This window comes from Candidatus Marithrix sp. Canyon 246 (assembly GCF_001723685.1).
GTDB lineage: Bacteria > Pseudomonadota > Gammaproteobacteria > Beggiatoales > Beggiatoaceae > Marithrix.
In genome coordinates, this window is record NZ_MCBX01000041.1 from 1 (window position 1) to 23,064 (window position 23,064).

General features: G+C 32.8%; 25 protein-coding genes and 1 tRNA gene. 17 read left to right on the forward strand and 9 right to left on the reverse strand.

Annotation, left to right across the window (positions count from 1 at the left end; all coding sequences use genetic code 11):
• Nucleotides 1–75 precede the first annotated feature (75 nt).
• From BHU68_RS14775 to BHU68_RS14795, 5 genes are all read right to left on the reverse strand, one after another.
• Complete coding sequence (locus BHU68_RS14775; protein ID WP_069472997.1) at nucleotides 76–591, reverse strand: hypothetical protein; 516 nt, start codon at nucleotides 589–591, stop codon at nucleotides 76–78.
• Entirely contained in the window at nucleotides 588–2,483 is a 1,896-nt protein-coding gene (locus BHU68_RS14780; protein ID WP_069471707.1) for a hypothetical protein, read from the reverse strand. Before BHU68_RS14780 ends, BHU68_RS14775 begins: the two co-directional genes overlap by 4 nt.
• The gene (locus BHU68_RS14785) at nucleotides 2,474–3,136 is read right to left on the reverse strand and encodes a hypothetical protein (RefSeq protein ID WP_069471706.1); all 663 of its coding nucleotides are present in this window, start codon (nucleotides 3,134–3,136) and stop codon (nucleotides 2,474–2,476) included. Before BHU68_RS14785 ends, BHU68_RS14780 begins: the two co-directional genes overlap by 10 nt.
• Nucleotides 3,105–3,590, reverse strand: a complete 486-nt coding sequence (locus tag BHU68_RS14790) for a hypothetical protein (protein WP_141699505.1) — start codon at nucleotides 3,588–3,590, stop codon at nucleotides 3,105–3,107. Before BHU68_RS14790 ends, BHU68_RS14785 begins: the two co-directional genes overlap by 32 nt.
• Nucleotides 3,591–3,760: 170 nt before the next feature.
• Nucleotides 3,761–4,054: an ATP-binding protein gene (locus tag BHU68_RS14795; RefSeq protein WP_069471704.1), complete on the reverse strand. Its 294-nt coding sequence runs from the start codon at nucleotides 4,052–4,054 to the stop codon at nucleotides 3,761–3,763.
• Between the two features lie 38 nt (nucleotides 4,055–4,092).
• Here BHU68_RS14795 and BHU68_RS14800 point away from each other — a divergent pair, with 38 nt between their 5' ends.
• Entirely contained in the window at nucleotides 4,093–4,383 is a 291-nt protein-coding gene (locus BHU68_RS14800) for a cation transporter dimerization domain-containing protein (RefSeq protein ID WP_069472996.1), read from the forward strand.
• A gap of 15 nt (nucleotides 4,384–4,398) precedes the next feature.
• Here the strand turns inward: BHU68_RS14800 and BHU68_RS14805 are convergent, their stop codons facing one another.
• Nucleotides 4,399–4,944, reverse strand: coding sequence for a L,D-transpeptidase (locus BHU68_RS14805; protein ID WP_069471702.1), 546 nt, complete (start codon nucleotides 4,942–4,944; stop codon nucleotides 4,399–4,401).
• A gap of 198 nt (nucleotides 4,945–5,142) precedes the next feature.
• On the opposite strand from BHU68_RS14805, the gene BHU68_RS14810 reads away from it, so the two are divergent.
• The 3 genes from BHU68_RS14810 (at nucleotide 5,143) to BHU68_RS14820 (ending at nucleotide 8,500) form a co-directional block, all read left to right on the forward strand.
• The gene (locus BHU68_RS14810; RefSeq protein WP_069471701.1) at nucleotides 5,143–5,541 is read left to right on the forward strand and encodes an acyl-CoA thioesterase; all 399 of its coding nucleotides are present in this window, start codon (nucleotides 5,143–5,145) and stop codon (nucleotides 5,539–5,541) included.
• The gene (locus BHU68_RS14815; protein ID WP_069471700.1) at nucleotides 5,531–6,409 is read left to right on the forward strand and encodes a cation diffusion facilitator family transporter; all 879 of its coding nucleotides are present in this window, start codon (nucleotides 5,531–5,533) and stop codon (nucleotides 6,407–6,409) included. Before BHU68_RS14810 ends, BHU68_RS14815 begins: the two co-directional genes overlap by 11 nt.
• 372 nt (nucleotides 6,410–6,781) lie before the next feature.
• On the forward strand, nucleotides 6,782–8,500 hold the full coding sequence (locus tag BHU68_RS14820) for a hypothetical protein (RefSeq protein ID WP_069471699.1): 1,719 nt from the start codon (nucleotides 6,782–6,784) through the stop codon (nucleotides 8,498–8,500).
• A 176-nt stretch (nucleotides 8,501–8,676) separates the two neighbouring features.
• Here the strand turns inward: BHU68_RS14820 and BHU68_RS17955 are convergent, their stop codons facing one another.
• Together BHU68_RS17955 and orn are read right to left on the reverse strand one after the other, a co-directional pair.
• The gene (locus BHU68_RS17955; RefSeq protein WP_083234168.1) at nucleotides 8,677–8,748 is read right to left on the reverse strand and encodes a hypothetical protein; all 72 of its coding nucleotides are present in this window, start codon (nucleotides 8,746–8,748) and stop codon (nucleotides 8,677–8,679) included.
• Between the two features lie 20 nt (nucleotides 8,749–8,768).
• The gene (gene orn, locus BHU68_RS14825; protein ID WP_069471698.1) at nucleotides 8,769–9,329 is read right to left on the reverse strand and encodes an oligoribonuclease; all 561 of its coding nucleotides are present in this window, start codon (nucleotides 9,327–9,329) and stop codon (nucleotides 8,769–8,771) included.
• Between the two features lie 11 nt (nucleotides 9,330–9,340).
• On the opposite strand from orn, the gene BHU68_RS14830 reads away from it, so the two are divergent.
• From BHU68_RS14830 to BHU68_RS14840, 4 genes are all read left to right on the forward strand, one after another.
• Nucleotides 9,341–10,582 carry a M48 family metallopeptidase gene (locus BHU68_RS14830; protein ID WP_069471697.1) on the forward strand — a complete coding sequence of 414 codons (1,242 nt, stop codon included), beginning with the start codon at nucleotides 9,341–9,343 and terminating at the stop codon, nucleotides 10,580–10,582.
• A 53-nt stretch (nucleotides 10,583–10,635) separates the two neighbouring features.
• Nucleotides 10,636–10,708 (forward strand) — tRNA-Phe (locus BHU68_RS14835).
• Nucleotides 10,709–10,968: 260 nt separating this feature from the next.
• Nucleotides 10,969–11,109 carry a hypothetical protein gene (locus BHU68_RS17440; RefSeq protein WP_171899667.1) on the forward strand — a complete coding sequence of 47 codons (141 nt, stop codon included), beginning with the start codon at nucleotides 10,969–10,971 and terminating at the stop codon, nucleotides 11,107–11,109.
• Between the two features lie 30 nt (nucleotides 11,110–11,139).
• Nucleotides 11,140–11,751 carry a sortase gene (locus BHU68_RS14840; protein ID WP_069471696.1) on the forward strand — a complete coding sequence of 204 codons (612 nt, stop codon included), beginning with the start codon at nucleotides 11,140–11,142 and terminating at the stop codon, nucleotides 11,749–11,751.
• A 48-nt stretch (nucleotides 11,752–11,799) separates the two neighbouring features.
• Here BHU68_RS14840 and BHU68_RS14845 read toward each other — a convergent pair whose 3' ends face one another.
• Nucleotides 11,800–13,044, reverse strand: a complete 1,245-nt coding sequence (locus BHU68_RS14845; RefSeq protein WP_069471695.1) for a DUF945 family protein — start codon at nucleotides 13,042–13,044, stop codon at nucleotides 11,800–11,802.
• 30 nt (nucleotides 13,045–13,074) lie between these two features.
• On the opposite strand from BHU68_RS14845, the gene murD reads away from it, so the two are divergent.
• From murD to BHU68_RS14890, 9 genes are all read left to right on the forward strand, one after another.
• A complete protein-coding gene (murD, locus tag BHU68_RS14850; RefSeq protein WP_102135578.1) occupies nucleotides 13,075–14,397 on the forward strand; it encodes a UDP-N-acetylmuramoyl-L-alanine--D-glutamate ligase in 1,323 nt (440 codons plus the stop codon).
• 193 nt (nucleotides 14,398–14,590) lie between these two features.
• The gene (gene purL / locus BHU68_RS14855; protein WP_069471694.1) at nucleotides 14,591–18,439 is read left to right on the forward strand and encodes a phosphoribosylformylglycinamidine synthase; all 3,849 of its coding nucleotides are present in this window, start codon (nucleotides 14,591–14,593) and stop codon (nucleotides 18,437–18,439) included.
• Nucleotides 18,440–18,469: 30 nt separating this feature from the next.
• On the forward strand, nucleotides 18,470–19,543 hold the full coding sequence (locus BHU68_RS14860) for a DUF262 domain-containing protein (RefSeq protein ID WP_069471693.1): 1,074 nt from the start codon (nucleotides 18,470–18,472) through the stop codon (nucleotides 19,541–19,543).
• A 2-nt stretch (nucleotides 19,544–19,545) separates the two neighbouring features.
• Nucleotides 19,546–20,673 carry an AAA family ATPase gene (locus tag BHU68_RS14865; protein ID WP_069471692.1) on the forward strand — a complete coding sequence of 376 codons (1,128 nt, stop codon included), beginning with the start codon at nucleotides 19,546–19,548 and terminating at the stop codon, nucleotides 20,671–20,673.
• 9 nt (nucleotides 20,674–20,682) lie between these two features.
• Complete coding sequence (locus BHU68_RS14870; RefSeq protein WP_069471691.1) at nucleotides 20,683–21,189, forward strand: hypothetical protein; 507 nt, start codon at nucleotides 20,683–20,685, stop codon at nucleotides 21,187–21,189.
• Between the two features lie 4 nt (nucleotides 21,190–21,193).
• Nucleotides 21,194–21,529: a hypothetical protein gene (locus BHU68_RS14875; RefSeq protein WP_141698813.1), complete on the forward strand. Its 336-nt coding sequence runs from the start codon at nucleotides 21,194–21,196 to the stop codon at nucleotides 21,527–21,529.
• A gap of 5 nt (nucleotides 21,530–21,534) precedes the next feature.
• Nucleotides 21,535–21,969, forward strand: coding sequence for a Gfo/Idh/MocA family protein (locus BHU68_RS14880; protein ID WP_069471689.1), 435 nt, complete (start codon nucleotides 21,535–21,537; stop codon nucleotides 21,967–21,969).
• 505 nt (nucleotides 21,970–22,474) lie between these two features.
• Nucleotides 22,475–22,729, forward strand: coding sequence for an AbrB/MazE/SpoVT family DNA-binding domain-containing protein (locus BHU68_RS14885; protein WP_069471688.1), 255 nt, complete (start codon nucleotides 22,475–22,477; stop codon nucleotides 22,727–22,729).
• On the forward strand, nucleotides 22,729–23,052 hold the full coding sequence (locus tag BHU68_RS14890) for a type II toxin-antitoxin system PemK/MazF family toxin (RefSeq protein ID WP_216092671.1): 324 nt from the start codon (nucleotides 22,729–22,731) through the stop codon (nucleotides 23,050–23,052). Before BHU68_RS14885 ends, BHU68_RS14890 begins: the two co-directional genes overlap by 1 nt.
• The last annotated feature ends 12 nt before the right edge of the window (nucleotides 23,053–23,064 follow it).

Here is a 23,064-nt window from a genome sequence, read left to right on the forward strand (position 1 = left end):
AGATGTGTATAAGAGACAGGAAGAATTGTGAATTTGTTGGGCTTCCTGTCGTCAGCCCAACCTACAGAATAAATATTAATATTTTTCTTGCTTATCAATTATATCAATTATTTTCACAAGTTCTTCTACAGCATATAGTTGTGGAGATTTTTTTTCAGTTATCCAGTAGTAAATGACTATACAGAACATCCAAGCAAATATTAAGATTGATAACATCAAGGTAGTTATAGTAAATAATATTATAACTATTTTTATTAAATCTTTTGTTGTATCCCAATTGCTTGATAAATAATTCCAACCAATAAAATACAATAAACCTATTAAAAATAGTAACATTATTCCTACAACACATACTTTATGTATTCTGAAAGATGTGAAATTTAGATATAAATCCTCTATAAGTGTTTGAAAATTTAGAGAAGGTTGATTAAATTTCAGTAATCTTTCTACTTTTTCTTCAAAATATGATTTGATGTCTGCTGTTATTAACTTTGCATCTACAGTAATTTTCTTATCAACAATCAAATCTTTAGGCTTCATGCCTAAAAGTTCTGCCGCTTTTCTAATCTGTTTAACGTTAATCTCACTCATAAAATATCCTCATTTATCTGTTTCAACATATCTTGTGCTACTGGAACTAAACCATATTCTATCGCCCACACTCCATTAACATAAGAATCTGAGAAATCATTATATAAATAATATTGTTTATTCATATAAGTAAAAAATCGCTTTGGATTTATACCATCTATATGATGTCGGCTTAATAACTCCGTTAAATATTTTTTGGTTCGATTACGACAATGAGATTCGGAGAAATATCTTTGCATATCTCCTTTAAACTCTTGATGTATTTTAATTTCACTGAGATCATTATCTTTAACAATTTCCCATATATGAAAATATATCATACCCAATGATAATGAAATTGAATCTAAACCACCTTCATAGGCTTGTCCATTTTCCAGAGCTTTTACATATAATCGAAATGCCTCTGCTTTATTGTTGGTTTTGGTTTGATACCAACGCGCTTTTAAGTATTGCGCTAAAATCTTAGCTTTCATTGGAAATGCACCCATATCTAGCATTTTAAAAGCAGTTTCATCCATTTTAGCTGGCTTACCTTCATCATCTATTCCATCACCCCAATATGAATGCCAAAAATGACCTAAAACTAGTAATACTTGTGTTAGTGGTGGGGTAATCCATCTAAGAACCTTCTCGTCATTTACACCAATTTCGTTTTTTAGACGATTGCGATGCACTGAATAAGAACCTCCAAAAATTTGTGCGAATCCGTTACGTATAGGATTTTTATTATGATTTTCAGTATTCAAGTTACGAAACAGCCAATTTATATCATCTTTCTGTTCTAAATTACTATCCATATAATTTAAACCATATCCTACTACATAAGCTAGTTTCCATAACATTAAAGACTCTTTATCAGGTGAAGCTGATAAGCGGTAAGCGTGTGAAGCTAATACATATAGGTGTAATGCTTTATCTATTAATGAGTCTATTTGATTTGATTTGATAATTAATGTAACATTTTTATCAAAATGTTTTTGCAAATTTTCATCACTGACATTATATGCACTCTCAGGCGGAAAATTGATTGATAATTTCTTTTGTTCATACCATTGCTTTAGAGCTAAAGCTGTACAAGCATCAGCTAATCCAGCCAGACTTTCACTTATATCACAATACTTGAATTGATTGATAGCCTTGATATATTTGTCAATCGCTTTTTTAAATTGTGAACGCATCATGAACATTTCAGCCCAACGAATATTATGTTGGTATATTAATAATTCTTGAGCTGTAGATTCTGATTCTGCAATATCCAGAATTAAATCTTTATATTTTTTCATGAAAGAATTAGCTGCATCTAAACTATGATCCCGTTTAGCATGTAAAAAACTTAAACATAAATAAGGCTGGAATAATATTTTTAGTTCTTCAAAGTTTTCTTTAACAAAGTTAAAATCAAAAAACCTTTTTATAATTTCCATAGCGCGAGAATAACTCACAATTGCAGCATCATAAAGCATACGTCGTTCTTGCAATAAGCCTATTTTTAATAAAACCTGTATATAGAAAATTATAGGAGAAGTGACATCTTCTGATGATTTTGAAAATAAATTTCTATTTAAATGAGAAGCAGCATGTAGATATTCTGTTAATGCTTGATCAAATTCATTATCTTGAGCATGTAAATTCGAGAAAACATAATTTCCTCGTATTTCTTCAGACTTAGGATGTTCTTCTTTATATAACTTGGTTTGCTCATTTAAAATTTGTCGATAATGTTGCTTAATTTGAATTGATTCATCCAAGGAAAAATTAAACGCTGCCATTTCTTCTTCGTTAAATTGAGAAATATAAACTATTTCACGTTGAATATAACGCGAAAAATGAAAGCTATATAAACCATTATCTATATTCTGTATATAAGGAGACAAGATTTTATCTAGCAGCATATCAATTCTTCAAACTGTAAATCTAATTTTTTAGTATTGCCTCCACTGCGATAACTTAAGAAATATATAAAATATTGCAAAAATATCAGAACTTTAAAACGATAATCCTCTTCAACTTTCAAAGTTTTAAGATATTGCATATATACTTTTAATGACCAATATTCATAATCATTAATGTCTTTTATTTTTGCTTCTTTCATCAATGAAACATAACTTGCTCTGGCATAAACAGGAGACATCAAACGACGACAAACATATTGTTCTATCATGCTACTAATATCATCACCATTATTATCAGAAGTATCAGTTAGAAAACTGGAAATATAAAAAACTCGATCAAATAAGGTTCCATGCAAAAAGCGTATTTCACCTCTATCAGCTAAATTAGCGTCTAACATTTCTCTTCCAGCGGCAAAAATGCTATTGCAAGAAGCAGTAGTAATTAAATTTTTTAAAGTAGCTAATAACTTTTCAATTTCTTGTTGGCGTTGACGAGTGGATTCTGATAATCCAACTTCCACTGGAGATACTTTTCCAGTTTGTATATTTTCTTCTGGTGGATCAATTTTATCAAGTTCATAAAATAGAAATATAATACGTGGTTGTATAAAAAATTTATTACTATTTTGCTTGAATACGTTTGTAAAGTTCATCTAGGCGACGAATGATTCTTTTAGTGGAGCTAAACCGTATTCTTAAATAATTTAAGAGTAATAAAATTATGAGAAATAATGCAATTTGATATGGGGTAGCTGCTTTATTCTCTTTAGACTTTTTTACTATATTTTCCAAATAAAGAAACACATTGCTGACACGATTAAAAAAAGCCAAATCATGCTGATAATGATAAAAATTATAAAAATATTGAGAGAAAGTATGAATACCACAATAGATAGGAACTAATAGATATTCTCTGAAAGCTGAAGGATAACCAGATTTAGTTGCCGAGTCTTGTTCTAAAATATATTTTGTGCCTTCAACATCTATAGTCCATTTATCCTTAGATTTTATATGAGGTAAATTCAATCTATGTGAGATGGAGCCATTGCAATAATTTTGACTAAATTCAGTAGTGTTAAAAACTACCATATGTGTCTTTGTTTCCATATATTTGTGAAATATATCAAAAAAGCTCAAACTTAGAATTGTGAATATAAAACTGAATAATATCAAAATCAAGATACTAATAATTTTTCTTAATCTAAATGGTTTAGCATTACCTTCAACAGTCTCAATATACTTATCTCTAAATATTGTTATTAAATATGTAGGGATATTTATATTGGATATAAAATTAGAAGGTTTAGGAAACTGATCAATAATCTAGCATACCAAGTATCATAAGAAGCTATAGATGGATAACCATTCGATATAATATCCATAACTTTTTTAATAAAACTTGTCTTACCCGCGCCACGATAACCTGTGACTAAATAACTACCAGAACGACTATCACTATTATCTAAAATTTCTACAAAATTGTTAATCTCTTCATCACGCCCAAAAAAATTACGATAATCAATATCTTTATCATAAGATTTAAGATTATATAATTTTTTTGATAAAATCAAATAAATTTTTTAATTTACTTATATGAACATGGGGTTTGTTGCGAGATTCAGTTAATCTTTTAGTTGATGCTGTTCCTGAAGGAATTGATACTAAAGGAATAACAGAATATTTATCTAATCTTAAATCTGTCAATCAAATACACGATTTGCATATTTGGGCTTTAAGCACTACAGAAACAGCTTTAACGGTGCATCTGGTGGTAAGTGATAAGGTATTGTTGCAACCAATTCAAAAACATTTACACGATCATTTTGATATTGAACACGCTACTATTCAAGTTGAAACATTTGAAGATGCTAATATGGAATATGATCCTGATTGTCATTAGACGGCTTGCATAAAATTATGGTTTAATTTCAACTATAATACCTTCATCAACGCGATCAAATAATTCAATCACATCTTTGTTATACATTCTGATGCAGCCATGTGATGCTACTTGACCAATTTTATTTTCTTCTCTTGTACCATGAATATAAATATAACGTCGATAAGAGTCTATTCCTTCTCCTGAATTTTTACCCAGCTCCAAACCTTTTAACCACATAATACGACTTGTAATTGAATCACCAGAACCCGGTGTATTAATTATTGCTTTTCTACCAGTATTACGACGTGCTTTAAAAATTGTATTTCGTTCTGCACCATGACCAATTTTATTTTCAATACGATGTAATCCTAATGGAGTTTTATAACTATTAGCTTCACTACCAATTCCATATTTAGAAGTTGACACTGGATAAATTTTAACTTCTTTTTTAGCATAATTATGTAAATATAATTTTTGTTCTGATATATCTACAATAATTTTTTTATCAAAGTCATTATTACTAAGACAATTATTACTAATACTAACCAAAAGGATCGAGATAATTAATTTTAATTTCATAATTTACTTCCAATACCATACTAATTTTGTTTATAATTACTCATTGTAATATATTTTATACAAAAATGCTTATTATAAATAATATTGACTATAAGATTATATAATTTTTTTGATAAAATCAAATAAATTTTTTAATTTTCGATTGGATGAAGACATAAGTCTATTGAAATGAAATGATTTTATAACAAATATTATTCTATGAAATACGATTATAAAATAGAACTTAAAGTAAGAAATTACGAGTGTGATATACAAGGCATAGTTAATAATGCTGTGTATATGAATTATTTGGAACATGCTCGTCATGAATTTTTCTTAGCACAAGGAATAGACTTTGTCGAACTTGCAAAACAAAATATTAATCTGATAGTTGTTCGTGCAGAATTAGATTATAAATTTCCATTGAAATCAGGTGATAAATTTTGGATAGCGGTGAATTTTGAGCAATTATCAGCAATCAGATTTGCTTTTAAACAAGATATTTATCGTGCAGAAGATGATAAATTAATCTTGAAAGCCAAAATTATTGGCACTTCTTTGAATGAAAAGGGCAAACCTTTTGCCGCTAAACTAATAAATTTAATAAATGTCTCATAATCATAAAGTAGAAAATTATAATCGCGCTTTTGCTATTGGTATTGTTCTCAATACTCTTTTTGTTGTTGTAGAGGCAACTTATGGAATTGCTGCTGATTCTTTAGCTTTACTAGCTGATGCTGGGCATAATTTAAGTGATGTTTTAAGTTTGTTAATTGCATGGGGTGCCAGTTTTTTAGCTAAAAAAGCTGGATCTGAGAAAAGAACTTATGGTTTTCGTAAAGTAACAGTTATGGCTTCTACTATTAGTGCTATTTTATTGCTGGTAGCACTAGGAGGTATAACATGGGAAGCAATTGGACGATTTTCTAATCCACAAGCTGTAGAAAGTTCTACTCTGATTATTGTTGCTGCAATTGGTGTTGTTATTAATACAATTACTGCATTGTTATTTGTGTCAGGGCATAAGCATGATTTAAATATTAAGGCTGCTTTTTTGCATATGACAGCAGATGCTGCTATTTCTCTTGGTGTTGTGATTGGCGGTTTGTTAATTATGCAAACTAATTGGTTAATTATTGACCCTTTGATAAGTATAATTATTGTGATAATTATACTTATAGGCACATGGGGTTTGTTGCGAGATTCAGTTAATCTTTTAGTTGATGCTGTTCCTGAAGGGATTGATACTAAAGGAATAACAGAATATTTATCTAATCTTAAATCTGTCAATCAAATACACGATTTGCATATTTGGGCTTTAAGCACTACAGAAACAGCTTTAACGGTGCATCTGGTGGTAAGTGATAAGGTATTGTTGCAAGCAATTCAAAAGCATTTACATGATCATTTTGATATTGAACATGCTACTATTCAAGTTGAAACTTTTGAGGATGCTAATATGGAATATGATCCTGATTGTCATTAGATAGCTTGCATAACATTTTTTACATAAATGTCAAATAATTTTTAGCTTATCTCAGCTTATCAGTTGGATATTCAAACTGGGGCTATTTTATCTCATAGCACTTGGATACAACAACCTTTGATTAGTCAGCAAGGTTTGTTTATCGCCACTCAACAAGAATTAAGTTGTTACAAGTTTTGATAATATTGACGCATCTCTAAATATTGGCAAAAACATTTCACGCAATAAGGCGGGTTATTCGAGAGCAAGGCGATTTTTAAAGCCAGAGGCATTTTTAAGGGTTTGCAATATCTACAGGAATTGTATATAAACAAGGATAAACCTAAACTTTATGGCAATAACTATTTATTATAAGTTAAGAAGAGAAAAATTATGCAAAAAATCATAAAAACAACTATTTATTTAGTAGCAAGCTTATTGTTGCTAAGCTGCTTGTCTAGCGGTACAGATGAAGAAAAAGATACTACACCTGAAGAAAAAATTGCTACATATTATACATTTGTGATGTATAAAGCTCCTAATGACTCCTCAGAATGGCAATTACCTAGTTATCCAATAAAAGCTGGTTCTTATCGGTTTCAAATTGTGTATATGAATCCGCATGAAGAGAATAATTTGCAATGGATAGCATTACGGGGAGAATTTGAGTTTGAACCTGATAAAGTTGGAGTTAAAATAAAAAATAAACATACATTAGATGAAAATACAGTAGAAAAGTTTGATATTAGAAATAAATATGTTAGCTTATGGTCAAAAAAATCTTGGGATAAAATTGGACCAAAATTGGTGCAACCTTTAATTATTCAAATGAATAAACTAAGGAAAGGTGCAGGAAAATTAGGTGGTACCCAAAATCCCAATTTCATACGTTTCCTAACCAGACAAAAAAAAGTAGAAGAGAATTGGACTTATAATAATAAACAATACCATATCTACCGGCTGCATTATTTAAAGGATAAACTAAGTCAAGAAAAACAAATTGAAATAATTTCACGTTTTATAAATCCAAAACAACAACCCCCTACAACTGACATCAATGAACTCAAAAAATGGGTAGATAAAAATGAAAATTTCAAATTAGCAGAATATTTAGGCAAACCAGATGATAGACACATTAATTTTTACAAAAAATTTAAGGCATGGTTTAAGAAGTGGCATAAGAAAAGGTATGGTGATACTTTAACATCAATTATTTTAGCTATTTTGTTTGTGATTATTATCACTATAATCAGTATAGCGTTTTATTTTCAAGATAAATTGAAGTTATTTTTAATCAAATATAAGAAAACCAATCACCGATATGATGATAATGAAAATATACAAAAACCCTCTTATTTAACAATAAATGAAGATGAGAGAAAATCAGCCTTTGATAAATCAAAAAATGAATTTCATAAGCTAAAAAAGGAATTACAACAACAAATTCGTAATGAATTAGTAACAGCTAAAAATGAGCTTCAAACAAATTCATATAATACACAAGCTACTCCAGAGATTGATAACAATCAATTATCTCAATTAGTTGAAACAGAAGTAAAAAAATATTTAGATAAAAATCTGGGTAGTTATGTAAATTTACATATCAAATATAACAAAAATCAAACAACACAACCTAAAGATAATCAACCACCTACTCAAGCCAACCCTGACAAAATAAATGAGATACAAGCATATACACCACCAACAACAACTCCAAAACCACAAGAAAAACCAACCGATAACACAATTACTCAAATTAAAACTCTTCTATTAAGTAATAAATCGGTGGATGATGAAGCCACATTAAATAGCTTATATACCAATGTTGATCCTTGCATTTTTATAACTAGTGTAGTTGGGAATTGTTTAAAATTGAATCAGCCGCTTACCCATTATCAGCGTCTTAATGATGCTATTAAAAATATTACTAATAACAAAGTTTCCTTATTGACTCCTAATGTTGGAGATGATGTTAATACTGTAGAACACAATGTTGTTGGGCAACAAACTGTTAGTAAGGGAAAATTGAACGTAGTGGCTAACTTAATTCGCCCGGGGGTGAAATGTGATGGTGCTATTAAACGTAAGGCTGAGGTTGTTCAGAATGTTTGATTTTTAATTGTGAATTGAAATTTTGTAGGTTGAGCTTACTCCGCTTTGCTACGTGACTGCGTATCCTGTCGTCAGCCCAACCTACAGTTAAATTATGCTAAAACAAAGAAAAACACTACTCAATTTTCAAAAACAGGAGAAATCTCTAATGAAAAAAGAGAAAAAGAAATAGAAAATTATGGTTTCATTTCAACTATAGTACCTTCATCAACGCGATCAAATAAATCAATCACATCTTTGTTATACATTCTGATGCAGCCATATGATGCTACTTGACCAATTTTATTTTCAAAAAATGTTCTCGATAATACTTCAATTCATCAATTGAGGCATGAATATCACTCATAGCCAAATGGTCTGATTCTTTTTCAAATTTGGCTAATTCAGGTTTCCAAGCTTGTGCTAACACCTTAATCGCGCTCACATCTAAATGGCGATAATGGAAATACTGCTCTAATGTTGGCATGTATTCAAATAAAAATCTTCTGTCTTGACAAATACTATTGCCACACATCGGTGAGCTATTTGCAGGTACATATTGTTTGAGAAAGTCTAAAGTCAGATTTTCCGCAGTTGCCATGTCAATCTTGCTTTCTTTTACTCTTTGTGATAAACCTGATTTACCATGTTGTTTAGTATTCCATTCATCCATTTTTTCAAGTACTTGATTACTTTGATGAATTGCTAATTCTGGACCTGCTGCTATAACATTTAAATTGACATCTGTGACAAGAGTCGCTATTTCTATGATAATATCATTATGTGGATCAAGCCCCGTCATTTCTAAATCGATCCAAATTAAATTGTTGTTATTATCTTCTTTTGACATAAATTACACCTATGAATGAATTTAGCTATATATTTTTAATATTTTTACTATTTGGAACTGGGTTACAAATTTGGTTAGCTCAGCGACATAGAGCTTATGTAACTCAGCATAAAAATTCCGTGCCAGACGCTTTTGCTGAAAAAATTTCTGTTGATGATCATCAAAAAGCTGCCGCTTATACTTTAGCAAAAACTGGCTTTGCTCAAAAGATGTTTATTTTAGAAGTTGCAATACTATTAGTGTGGATATTTGGTGGTTTACTTGAAATATTAGATCAGCAATGGGCTACTAGTATTGATTCTGAATTATGGAGAGGAGTTGCTGTTTTAATAAGTTTCAGTGTCATCTCTAGTGTATTAGATTTACCTTCTACTATTTATAGTACTTTTCATATTGAAGCCAAGTTTGGTTTTAATCGTACTACCAGCGGTGTATTTATTAGTGATTTATTTAAATCATTAATCATAAGTATTATTATAGGTGTTCCTTTTGCCACTTTAGTTCTATGGTTAATGAGCTATGCTGGTGAATATTGGTGGTTAAGTGTTTGGTTAGTATGGATGGGTTTTAGTTTTTTAATGATTTGGGCATTTCCAACTTTTATTGCTCCTTTATTTAATAAGTTTAAACCTATTGAAAATCCAGAGTTAAAACAAGCAATTGAACACTTATTAAGCAGCAATGGCTTTAGTAGTCAAGGTATATTTGTAATGGATGGTTCTAAACGTAGTGGGCATGGTAATGCTTATTTTACTGGTTTTGGTAAAAATAAACGTATCGTTTTTTATGATACATTGTTAGATGGATTAACTACAGATGAAGTGGTTGCGGTATTAGCACATGAAGTTGGACATTTTAAACGTAAACACATTCAAAAACGTATTATTTGGATGGCAATTTCCAGTCTTGGGGGTTTAGCTTTGTTAGGTTGGTTAATGCAACAACAATGGTTCTTTAATGGTTTAGGTGTTAGCACTCCATCTACTTATATGGGATTGTTATTATTTATGTTGGCATTGCCAGTATTTACTTTTTTATTACAGCCATTAACAGCATGGTTATCCCGTAAGCATGAATTTGAAGCAGATGATTTTGCGGCTGAAGAAACCAATGCTTTAACTTTAATACAAGCATTAGTAAAAATGTATAAAGAAAATGCCAGTACCTTAACACCAGATCCATTATATTCAGCATTTTATGACTCACATCCACCGGCACCAGTGCGTATAGCGCATTTGTCTGCCAAATTATAAAAATACTTCTTGACTTTTGAGTTATAAGGCTTTAGAATACGCACCAATAACTCGCCCAGATAGCTCAGTCGGTAGAGCAAAGGACTGAAAATCCTTGTGTCCCTGGTTCGATTCCAGGTCTGGGCACATTTCCTCCCTTTTTTCCTTTATTCCCCCCTTCTTTTTGATTTTTTTACCACACTTCTATCATTATAATTTATTTTATAAAATCTGTAACTTTAATACTATATATAAGGTTTTTATGGCAAGACTTATGCTGTAAACAGCATTATAGTGGTTGACAATCATTATTTAAAATAATTAATATGGTATTATTATTTTAACTGTTGATTTATGGTAGCAGTTAGAATAATAATAACACTTTTTTTGACCTTATGGAGTTAATTATGGATCTGATTAAATCGAATACTGAAACCTCTTCACCATTACTTAGTTTACTGCATTGTTTGGGAATGAGTTTATTAGCATCAGCAGGGGTTTCTGTGTTCTTAGTAGCAGTTGTATTATTATTATCATCTGTCTCTTAATTTAAAACTTATTTTTAGTCATTCTTTCCTATGTATGCTAATTATGACATAGTTAATAAGTCTCGTCCTTTTAGATGGGGTAGTTTACTCCTTGTTATTGTAATTAGTATTACTATCTGGCAATTTACTCAAGGTAAAGAAATCTTTTTAAAAACATGGTTGAGTCGTGGTTTATTGCATACTGCATGGGTCCGGACTCAGGCTAGTGGACGTATTGTTAAACCTTGGCCTTGGGCAAATACTTGGCCGCTGGGACGTATATATGTACCACATTTAAAGCTGGAACAGATTATATTATTTAATAATAGTAATAATATATTAAGCTTAGCTCCAAGCCATGCAAATAGTACTGTATTGCCGGGTTATATGGGTAATAGCGTACTTAATATTCATCGCAATATATATTTTCAGTTTTTAAAACATTTAAAAGCTAATGATAAAATAGTTCTTGAATCTTTTAATAATGGACGTTGGCATTATACTGTTGATAATATCTATATAGTAGATAAAACCACAATTGAGTTTGTAAAACCGACTTTAGATAGGCGTTTAACCTTGATTAGTTGTTATCCATGTGAATCTAATAATGAGAGACGACGTTATGTTGTAGTGGTAAAAGAAACGGAAAGAGAGGCGTTTTAAGTTTCTCCCCCCCCCTAAATATCTAGGGGGGGGAAGGGTGTTTATATTTTAATAAGCAGTTGTATTTATTGGTAATTCATTGCCATTTGCCTTTAAAACACCATTAGTTAATTTGATTTTAGTTTGATAATAATCATTCTCTGTGGGTATTAAAATGCCTTTATCTAACCAAACATCTTCCCTTGGTTGTTTAATTACTTTTTTAACTAAAGTTTTTGGTGCTAAGAGTTCTAACTTTGCATTCAAAGCCTTTATCAGTATAGATGGATTATTCAATAATCCGAAAATACTTGCTTCAAATGGTTCCATCTTCACTTCTAAATTACCATTTACATTACCTTCAGCTGTATTCATATTAAAGTTATTAACTGTGATTTTAGGGGTATTATTTAATAACTTAATTCCATAAGGCATTAATCTAAACATTGCAACGTTTTTCAACATCTCTGGTGGTAAATTTTGTTGCTGTAATTCAACTAAAGTGTTTTTCATGTCATTCAAACTAGGTATATGCCAATGACTTAAAGATAGTTCTACAGAATTAGAATTGTAAATTTCTGTACCTACTTGTAGTTGTTGTACATTAGATTTCATTGCAAGACTTATATGTTCATTGGCATTTTTATTATTTCCTTCAAAAGTAATGTTTTTTAATTTTACTGTTTCTAAATTTTCTCCACTAATTTTCATATCATCAATAAATAAATTGCCTAATATTTGCATTAAATCAGATTCATCTGGTTTTAAATTAGTGGCTAGTTTTAGATTGTTAATTATAATTTGTTCTTTTTCAGTATCTAATTGAATTTTTGATCCATTAAAATTTAGATCTATGCCAGCTAAATGACGTTTCATATAAATACTAGCTTCTAAAGTGTTCCATTGTAATTCAGCTTTGCCGTTTTTAATTGAGCGTGCTGGAATTTTAATGGTTGTCAGAGTATCGGCATTGAGTTGCACTGTTGTTATCATTTCTAACAATGGTTTTTTAGTATTGCTAAGATCTTGTATTATAGTATGAACGACAGGCTTTTGAATTGGATAGAAGCCATGATCTATATCTTGTGTTAATAGGTAATTATGGTTATCATCTGTTTTAAAAGATGCTTGTGCGTAAGAATTAAACCAATTGCGTTGATAAGTTTGTTCTGCTGGAACAATTTTCAGTTTTGAATAGATTCTATCTTCATAAGATGAATGTTTTTGTTCTGCTACTACACCAGTAGCATATGGAATAGCAATTATTCCAGTTAATACAATTATTGTAATTATTATTATTAATGGTTTTTTCATAGTATTTTTATAAATAAGAAAGATAAAGTTATGTTGAGCAATTTTTATTCCGATTCCGATTATATCGTCGTTATGGGTTTAGGTAAAACCGGAATGGCTTGTGTGAATTTTTTAGTCAAGCATAATATTCCTGTATGTGTAATGGATAATCGTGCAAATCCACCGGGCTTAGATATATTAAAACAAAAATATCCTGATATACCATATATCATTAATCGTTTTGATGCTGAGATATTATCTCAAGCGTCTGAAATTGTTATAAGCCCGGGTTTGTCACGAAAGGAGGCAGCTTTAGCTGAGGCTCATGCTAAAGGAATTCCAATAATTGGTGAAATAGAGTTATTTGCTCGTCATGTCAATGCACCAGTTGTGGCTATTACAGGTTCTAATGGTAAAAGTACTGTTACCACTTTGTTAGGTGAAATGGCTATAAAAGCAAATTGGAATGTGAAAGTAGGTGGTAATTTAGGTACTCCTGCTGTTGATTTGTTATCTACTCCTGCTCCAGATATATATATATTGGAATTATCTAGTTTTCAATTAGAAAGTATATATTCATTAAATCCTCAAGCGTCAGTAATATTAAATATTAGTGAAGATCATATGGATCGTTATGATGATGATTTAGAGGAATATATAGCAGCGAAACAAACAATTTATCAAGGCGACGGTACAATTATCATTAATAGTGATGATCATTATGTCGGTGCAATTTCTTTAACAGGGCGACAAACTTTAAGTTTTAGTTTGTATGATGAGAATGCAGATTTTAGCATTTGTGAACAATATCTAGCTCATAATAATAAGCCTTTATTAGCGACAAAAAAAATGCGCTTACAAGGTTCAATTATGCGAGCTAATGCTTTAGCGGCTTTGGCATTAGGCACAGCAGTAAATTTACCGATGCCTGCTATGTTAGACGCGCTGCAAACTTTTGGAGGTTTAACTCATCGTTGCTCTTGGGTGGCAAATAAGCAAGGGGTTGATTTCTTTAATGATTCTAAAGGAACTAATGTTGGTGCTACTATTGCGGCTATTTGTGGTTTAGAACGAAAAAGTGTTTTGATTGCTGGCGGTGAAGGCAAAGGTGCAGATTTTAGTGCATTAAAACCAGTAGTGGCTGAACATTGTGATGCTTGTGTATTAATAGGGCGTGATGCCAAAATAATTGCCCAAGCATTAGATGATGTAGTAGCAATATATTATGCTTCAGATATGGAAATGGCTGTCAAACAAGCGGCAGAATTAGGTGATGTGGTATTATTATCTCCTGCTTGCGCCAGTTTTGATATGTTTAATAATTATGAGCATCGGGGGGAAGTGTTTGAAGAAATTGTTATGAATGTTGGATAGCACCAGATAAAATAGCAGCCTATTCTGTAATAAACTCATCAACTGGCTATTATGCTTCAGATATGGAAATGGCTGTTAAACAGGCGGCAGAATTATCTAATCTATATGAATGTGAATTAATTCCATCACAAAAATCACACTCCAAAACATGTTATACTCCCTCCCCATAAAAAAACATCCAAAGGTATTTTCAATGTATTACACAGGTGGTCCAGCACTTTCAACATTTCGTCTTAATAAATTACTAGTTCAAGTACAGCAGTTTGTGCCTGAGCTTTCTCAGCTTGAGGCTAAGTATCTCTATTTTGTAGATTTTGAGCATCCTCGTTTGGCTGATTTATTACCAGATGCTTCATTATCTGTACTTGAGGGGCAATATTTGGTTGTCATTCCACGCCCCGGTACTATTTCTCCTTGGCAGACTAAAGCTACTGATATTGCACATGTTTGTGGATTGAATGATCTTAATCGCTTAGAACGTGGCTGGTATTTAGGTTTTGATGTCAAGCTTAATGAATCGCAAATTCAGCAGTTAGGTGATTTAATTCATGATCGCATGACTGAAGTTGTATTATCTGATATTAATCAAGTCTATTTTAGTCAGGATTCAATGCGCCCTTTGCGAACTATCAATATTTTAGATGATGGAAAACAAGCTCTTACACAAGCTAATCAAGAGCAAGGTTTAGCCTTATCAGAGGATGAAATTGATTATTTATATGATAGTTTTATTGAATTAGAACGTAATCCAACTGATGTTGAATTAATGATGTTTGCTCAAGCCAATTCTGAGCATTGTCGGCATAAAATCTTTAATGCTGAATGGGTTATTGATGGCAATAAGCAAAGTAAATCATTATTTCAAATGATTCGCAATACTCATAAACTACATCCCGGACATGTTTTATCTGCTTATCATGATAATTCTGCGGTAATAAAAGGTTTTGATAGTAGCATTTTTGCTCCTGATATTAATACTCATGAATATCAGACTATTAAAGAAGAAACTGCGATTTTAATGAAAGTTGAAACCCATAATCATCCTACAGCAATTTCACCATTCCCCGGTGCGGCTACTGGCAGCGGCGGCGAAATTCGTGATGAGGGTGCAACTGGGCGTGGTTCTAAACCCAAGGCAGGTTTAACTGGATTTTCTGTTTCTAATTTACGGATTCCAGAGGCTATTCAAGATTGGGAAACTGAATATGGCACACCATCACGCATGGCAACTGCTTTACAAATCATGTTAGAAGCTCCGATTGGTGCTAGTAGATTTAATAATGAATTTGGTCGTCCAGCTATCTGTGGCTATTTCCGTAGTTTTGAAATGGAAGTTGATGGACAAAGACGCGGCTATCATAAACCAATTATGTTAGCAGGTGGAGTAGGTAACATGCGTCCAACACATATAGAAAAACAAAAAATACCTCCCAAAAGCTTAATCATAGTATTAGGTGGACCATCCATGCTAATAGGTTTAGGAGGTGGAGCCGCATCTTCAATGGCAGCCGGACAAAGTCATGAAGATTTAGATTTTGCCTCCGTACAACGCGGCAATCCAGAAATGCAGCGGCGCTGTCAAGAAGTTATAGATGTCTGTGCGCGTTTAGGCAATGACAATCCTATTATATCTATACATGATGTCGGAGCTGGTGGACTTTCTAACGCATTACCAGAATTAGTTAATGATAGTGACTGTGGAGGCAATTTTAAACTAAAAGCCATACCAGTAGCTGATCCTAGTTTATCACCAATGGAACTTTGGTGTAATGAAGCTCAAGAACGCTATGTTTTAGGTATTAGTCCAGAAAATTTAGACCTCTTTAAAGCCATCTGTGAACGCGAACGTTGTCCCTATGCAGTAGTTGGAGAATCCACAGAAGAACAACAATTATCACTTGCTCCTGCGATTGATATGCCATTATCAGTATTATTTGGCAAACCACCCAAGATGTGCCGTGAATTTTCCAGTGATAATTCTTCAAATGGTGGGTTTCGTTTACACTCTACCCACCCTACTTCTAATTCAAATGGTGGGTTTCGTTTACACTCTACCCACCCTACTTCTAATTCAAATGTAGGGTGGGTAGAGCGGCTAAGCGAAACCCACCAAGCAAAGGAAGCAGCATTAAAAGTTCTAAAATTACCAACAGTTGCCAACAAAAGCTTTTTAATTACCATAGGTGATCGTACAGTAGGGGGCTTAGTTGCACGTGATCAAATGGTTGGTCCGTGGCAAGTTCCAGTAGCTGATTGTGGAGTAACAGCAACCACTTATGGCAGCGTCACCGGTGAAGCAATGGCTATCGGTGAACGTTCACCTCTTGCTTTATTAAACGCACCAGCATCTGGACGTATGGCAATTGGAGAAGCAATAACTAATATTGCTGCCGCTTATATAGAAAGTCTTGGTGATATAGTTTTCTCAGCTAATTGGATGGCTGCTTGTGGTAGTAATGATGAAGATGCCGCTTTATTTGAAACTGTCAAAGCAGTAGGAATGGAATTATGCCCAGAATTAGGCATTAATATTCCAGTTGGTAAAGATTCACTATCTATGCAAGCCGCTTGGGAAGATAAATCAGTTATATCTCCATTATCCCTAATCATTTCAGCCTTTGCCAGAGTTACAGATATTAATCGTAGTCTGACTCCAGAATTGCAAGCTGGAGATACAGTATTATTATTAATAGATCTGGGGCGCGGCAAAAACCGTTTAGGCGGCTCAGCTTTAGCACAAGTATATAATAAAATCGGCGACCAATCACCAGATTTAGATAATCCACAAGATTTAAAAGACTTCTTCAAACTAATTCAAAGCCTGAACCAACAAGGCAAAATTCTAGCTTACCATGATCGCTCAGATGGTGGCGTATTTGTCACATTATGTGAAATGGCATTTGCTGGACATACAGGTTTAGATATTACATTATACGATCATGATGCACTGTTTAATGAAGAATTAGGCGCAGTTATCGAAATCAAAGCTAGTGAGCTTAGCCACATACAAGCACAAGTCGCCCAATATACTGATTTATCAAATCATTGTCATGTAATAGCAACACCAAACGACAGTGATCACCTAAACATTTATCAACAACAAAAACTAATATTCACAGAATCAAGACAAACATTACAACGCGCTTGGAGCGAAACCAGTTATCACATGCAAAAACTCCGTGATAATCCAATCTGCGCTCAACAAGAATATGACAAAATACTAGAAACACAAGATCCCGGTTTATCAGTAGATTGCAACTTCAAATTCCAAGCACCAACAGCCACTTATCGTCCACGTATAGCAATATTACGCGAACAAGGGGTAAATGGACACCTAGAAATGGCAGCGGCATTTGATAAAGCTGGCTTTACTTGCATAGATGTCCATACTAACGACATAATAAATGGCACTCAAAGCCTAAAAGACTTCCAAGGACTAGCAGCTTGTGGTGGATTCTCCTATGGAGACGTACTAGGAGCAGGAGGAGGCTGGGCAAAATCCATCCTTTTCAACCCACGTGCCTATGACGAATTTTCAGAATTTTTCCACCGCCCAGACACATTTGCACTAGGAATATGCAATGGCTGCCAAATGATGGCACAACTAAGTGACCTAATTCCCGGAGCCGAAAATTGGCCAACATTCACCATAAATGAATCAGAACAATTTGAAGCCCGACTAACAATGGTAGAAATACCCGACAACCCATCAATATTCCTACAGAATATGAGCGGATCAAAACTACCAATAGTAATATCACACGGCGAAGGCAGAACCGAGTTTAACAACAAACCAGACAACATTGCCTTACAATACATAGACAACAATGGCAACATAACAGAACGCTACCCAGCCAACCCCAACGGTTCCCAATCAGGAATAACAGGCGTAACAACCCCAGACGGACGCTTCACAATAATGATGCCGCATCCAGAAAGAATATTCCTAAGCAGCCAATACTCATGGCTACCAAAGACATGGGAACACGAAGAAGGACCTTGGATGCAAATGTTTTGGAATGCTCGTGCTTGGATTGGGTAAAAAAACAGAAACAACCACTAAGGCAATCACATGATACACTCTGAAACTGAAAGCTTTGATCCTAGAGATATTGATATTTCATTAGAACAACAAAATATTGACTTCCTTCTCAGCAAGCTTGAAGATAGAGAAATAGACTTAAACACTGAGTTTCAACGTTCTACAGATTTATGGGATGATGTAAAAATGAGTCGGCTGATTGAATCTTTAATGGTTCGTTTTCCGCTACCGGTTTTTTACTTTGACATCACTGACAAGAATAAGTGGCAAGTTGTTGATGGTTTACAAAGATTATCTACACTTAAAAAATTTGTTATTGATAATAAACTTAAATTAAAAGACTTAGATTTCCTTAAAGACATTGAAGGTAAAAATTTTAAAGACTTGTCAGATAATGAAGTGTACAAACATCTCATTAGAACTATGAAAGGTACACAAATAGTATTATATTTGATACGTCCCGGAACTCCAAAACCAGTAAAATATCGTTTATATGAAAGGATTAATACAGGTGGATTAAAACTTAATCCACAAGAAATACGACATGCGCTTAATCAAGGTATAGCCGCTAATTATGTTCAAGAATTATCTCAACTGTCGGAGTTTAAAAAAGTTATTATATACTCTACTAATAGAATGTTAGATAGAGAGTTTGTACTACGCTATATTGCGTTTAGAGAAATATCATTTTATAACTATAAATTGACTTTCACTAAATTTCTTGATAATGCTATGGAAAATATAGCAAAATGTTCTAATAGTAGGAGAGAGCAATTAAAACAAGAGTTTGCAAAAGCACTAGAAACGGCTTATCAAATATTTGATGATAAAGCGTTTCGTAAACAACCAAGGGCAAAGTATAATGGAGCTTTATTTGAAACATGGACAGTTAATCTATCACAATTAACAGATGAAAAAAGAGTACTGTTAGTTTCAAATAAAGCCCAAGTAATTAAGTTATTCAACTTATTACTAAACAATAATGAGGATTTTAAAAACTCAATTTCTAAAGGCTTTTCAACTATTAAAGGTGTCAAAACCCGATTTATAGAAATTGAACAATTGATTAAAAACCTACTAGACAATCCTAATATTCTGAAATAGTTATGATTAAGCATATTAAAGTTAAAAATTTTAAAGCCTTAAAGTTAGCAGATCTTGAACTCAATAATTTAAACTTATTTGCTGGTTTAAATGGCATGGGAAAATCAAGTTTTTTACAAGTTCTACTACTATTGCGACAATCCTACTTACAGAATTTACTCCAAAAACAGGAATTAGGGCTTAATGGTAGTCTAATTAATATGGGACTACATCGTGATGTTTATGCCCAATTTGGGAGTGAAGAAACCATCTATTTTGAACTAGAAACTGTTGATGGTCAAAAAGCACAATGGACTTTCAGTGCTGAGGAGGATGAAGATGTATTAACCAGTGTGGATAGCATCAGTGATGATTTCTTTAATTTCAGTCTTTTTAAAGAAGGCTTTCAATATTTAAGTGCTGAAAGACTAAGTCCACAATCTTCTTTTGAAACTTCAGCTTATGAAGTAATAAAGCGTAAGCAACTGGGTAATCACGGTGAATTTGCCATCCATTATTTGGCATTAAATAAAGATGAGTCTCTTTTAATTCCTGAACTTAAACATAAAACCGTGAGAGCAGATGATTCAACCTTACTCAAAAATGTTGAAGCTTGGCTAACAGAAATAAGTCCGGGTATTAGTCTGAAAACCCAAATTTATCCTGATATGGACAAAGTACGGCTTGCTTTTCAATATGATGCGGGTAGATTGAATGTGATCACCAATGAATTCCGTCCCACTAATGTGGGTTTTGGCATTACTTATATTTTATCTATTATTGTCGCCATTTTAGCTGCTAAAAAAGGGGATATTTTAATCCTTGAAAATCCTGAAGCTCATTTACATCCCAGAGGACAATCTCAAATGGGACATATGATGGCACTGGCGGCACAACAGGGTGTGCAATTTTTTATAGAAACGCACAGTGACCATATTTTAAATGGCATTAGAGTCGCAGCAAAAAAAGATTCAGAACATCATGTTATTGATGCTGACAAGGTTAGCATTTTCTTTTTCCATAGAGAAGAAGGACAAGCAGATCATGCAACTTCTATCCTCACACCAAAACTTGATGACAATGGCAAAATAGATAAATGGCCTGAAGGTTTCTTTGATGAATGGAACCGCTTACTTTTTGAGTTGTTGTAAGTTTTGAGTATGGAATATATTTTTAACGAATTGTCTGCTATCAATCCTGCCAAAGATAAAGCTCAAGCAATGGCATGGATGCAAACACTACTCAAAACCTGTAAAGTCGCTAAAAAATTAGGATTTAGCCAATTAAGAGTAAGAGATGACTTTACTCAACAGGCGATTTCAACAAACTACAGCATTCTAAATTGGCTACGTGATGCTAATGTTGATGTTGACTCAAAAAATCTTTTATTGGGATTAATACAATCACCACCTATAGGTAAAGAAATTCAAGAACAAAAATTTCTTTATATGGAAAAACTTATTCTTGCTGATAAAATTGAGCAAAAAGCAGAAGGCTTAGGTGTAGCTTATTTAACTTACAAAAACGGTACCTTATCTGTGAGTTTTGATTCTGATTCTAAATGGGATAAAACTGAAATTTCATTGATTTATCGTTTTGATAAAAATGGCAAATCATGCGAAGAGCCTGTTAAAGTCAAACATGCTAGCAAACCGGAAGATATCTAATCTTTTGGTTGATAATGATTGGAGTCAATTTAGGGAACAACTTAAAAAACATCCAGAAAATAAAAATGCAATGATTCAGGAAATGGCAGCGAATGTTGCAGAAATAAATGCTTATCAATTTAACCAACTTTTAAGTAGTCATAATCAAAAGAGAAAAAACAGTTTTAGATTCATTTACGAAGCGGGTGATGGAAGCCAAAAAATATACCTATCAACAGACTTTGAAAAAGCTGCCTTTGAAGTATGTAACTATCAAGGTAAACATCAAGGAGAGTATAACTTTAATGAAGAAAAAACTGGGGAAGCAGATAAGTCAGGCAAACATAATATTGACACTTAAATAACATGAATAAAAAAATAAAAATCGCCATAATCGGCTGCGGCAGAATTGCCACCAAACATTTTGAAGCTATAAAAACACATCATGAAAATATAGAGCTTGTAGCCGTTTGTGATAATAATCCCGCAGCACTAGAAAAAGCCACTCAAGAAACTGGTGTGAGCGGCTATTCTAATCTTAATACGCTTTTAAAAAATCTGGAACTTGATTTAGTCACTATTTGTACGCCTAGCGGTATCCATGCCCAACAAGTGATTCAATGTGCCAAAGCTGGTTGTCATGTCATGACTGAAAAACCAATGGCAACACGCTGGAAAGATGGTTTAGCAATGGTTAAAGCCTGTGATGACGCTGGATATATAACATATCCTTCAATTGAGCGTAAAAAAACCTTTGTTATCAGTTTCTTTGCCTGTGAATTCATCTATAAATGCAACTAAAATACCTTCTAAAAATAGTGTTTTAGTTTTTGAATCATAAATGGCTTTTGAAGAAACCTCATCAGCCAAAACAGTGCCGCTTAATATAGCGGCTAATATCATGCAATTCAAGAACTGTCATTTAACCAAGTTAAATTACAGGATATACAAGAAACTTGTGATTTTTATTATTTATATAACAGCAACTCAATTCTCATGTTTTTAGAAAAGCATAAATAGCGCGAGTAGTATATATTTTATCAGTATTATTGGCACCACAAACAATGGTTAAAGCACCTAATTTGTATGGCAGCCTTAGATGCAGAAAAATATTTAGATAATTTGGTATAAAAGACAGCTGACTTTATGCCCAATAAGGCAAGTATTGAAAATTTCGCTTAGCTTCAGAATTTGCTATGCTAAGCAGAGATTTTGTAGATACTATAAATATTGGATAATTTCTGGTTCAATACCTATAATATAATATTATAGCCATAAATTGTTTAATCATATCTGGAGATAAATAATGCCAAGTCTTATTAGTATTGGTCATACTAAAGCGATTCCAATACCAAAGATATTTGTAGATCAAGCCCATCTTGAAAATCAAGAACTAGAATTTACTCTTCTTAAAGAAGGGTTACTTATTTCGCCCGTCAAATCAGTACGCAAATCTTGGAAGGAATCTATTGAAGCCATTTTAAAGAAAAATGGACAAGAAATTCCTGATCATGAGTGGCTTGATGCTAAGTTATCTTCAAATGAAGAATGGGAATGGTAATGCCAATTGTAAATCGTTTTGATATTTGGCTAGTTCAACTTGATCCAACTATCGGTACCGAAATCCAAAAAACACGACCTTGTGTTGTTATTTCGCCTGATGAAATGGCAGCTTTATCTACGGTGATTGTTGCTCCTATGACAACTCAAGGTTTCAATTTTCCAATGAGAGTACCTTGCACCTTTCAAGGAAAACAAGGACTTATTTTACTTGATCAAATCAGGGCGGTTGATAAAACACGACTGATTGTTAAGAAAGGAAACTTATCTCAAATGACACAACTTGCTGTGTGTGATTGTTTGCAAGAAATGTTTGCTTATTAACTGATATTACGC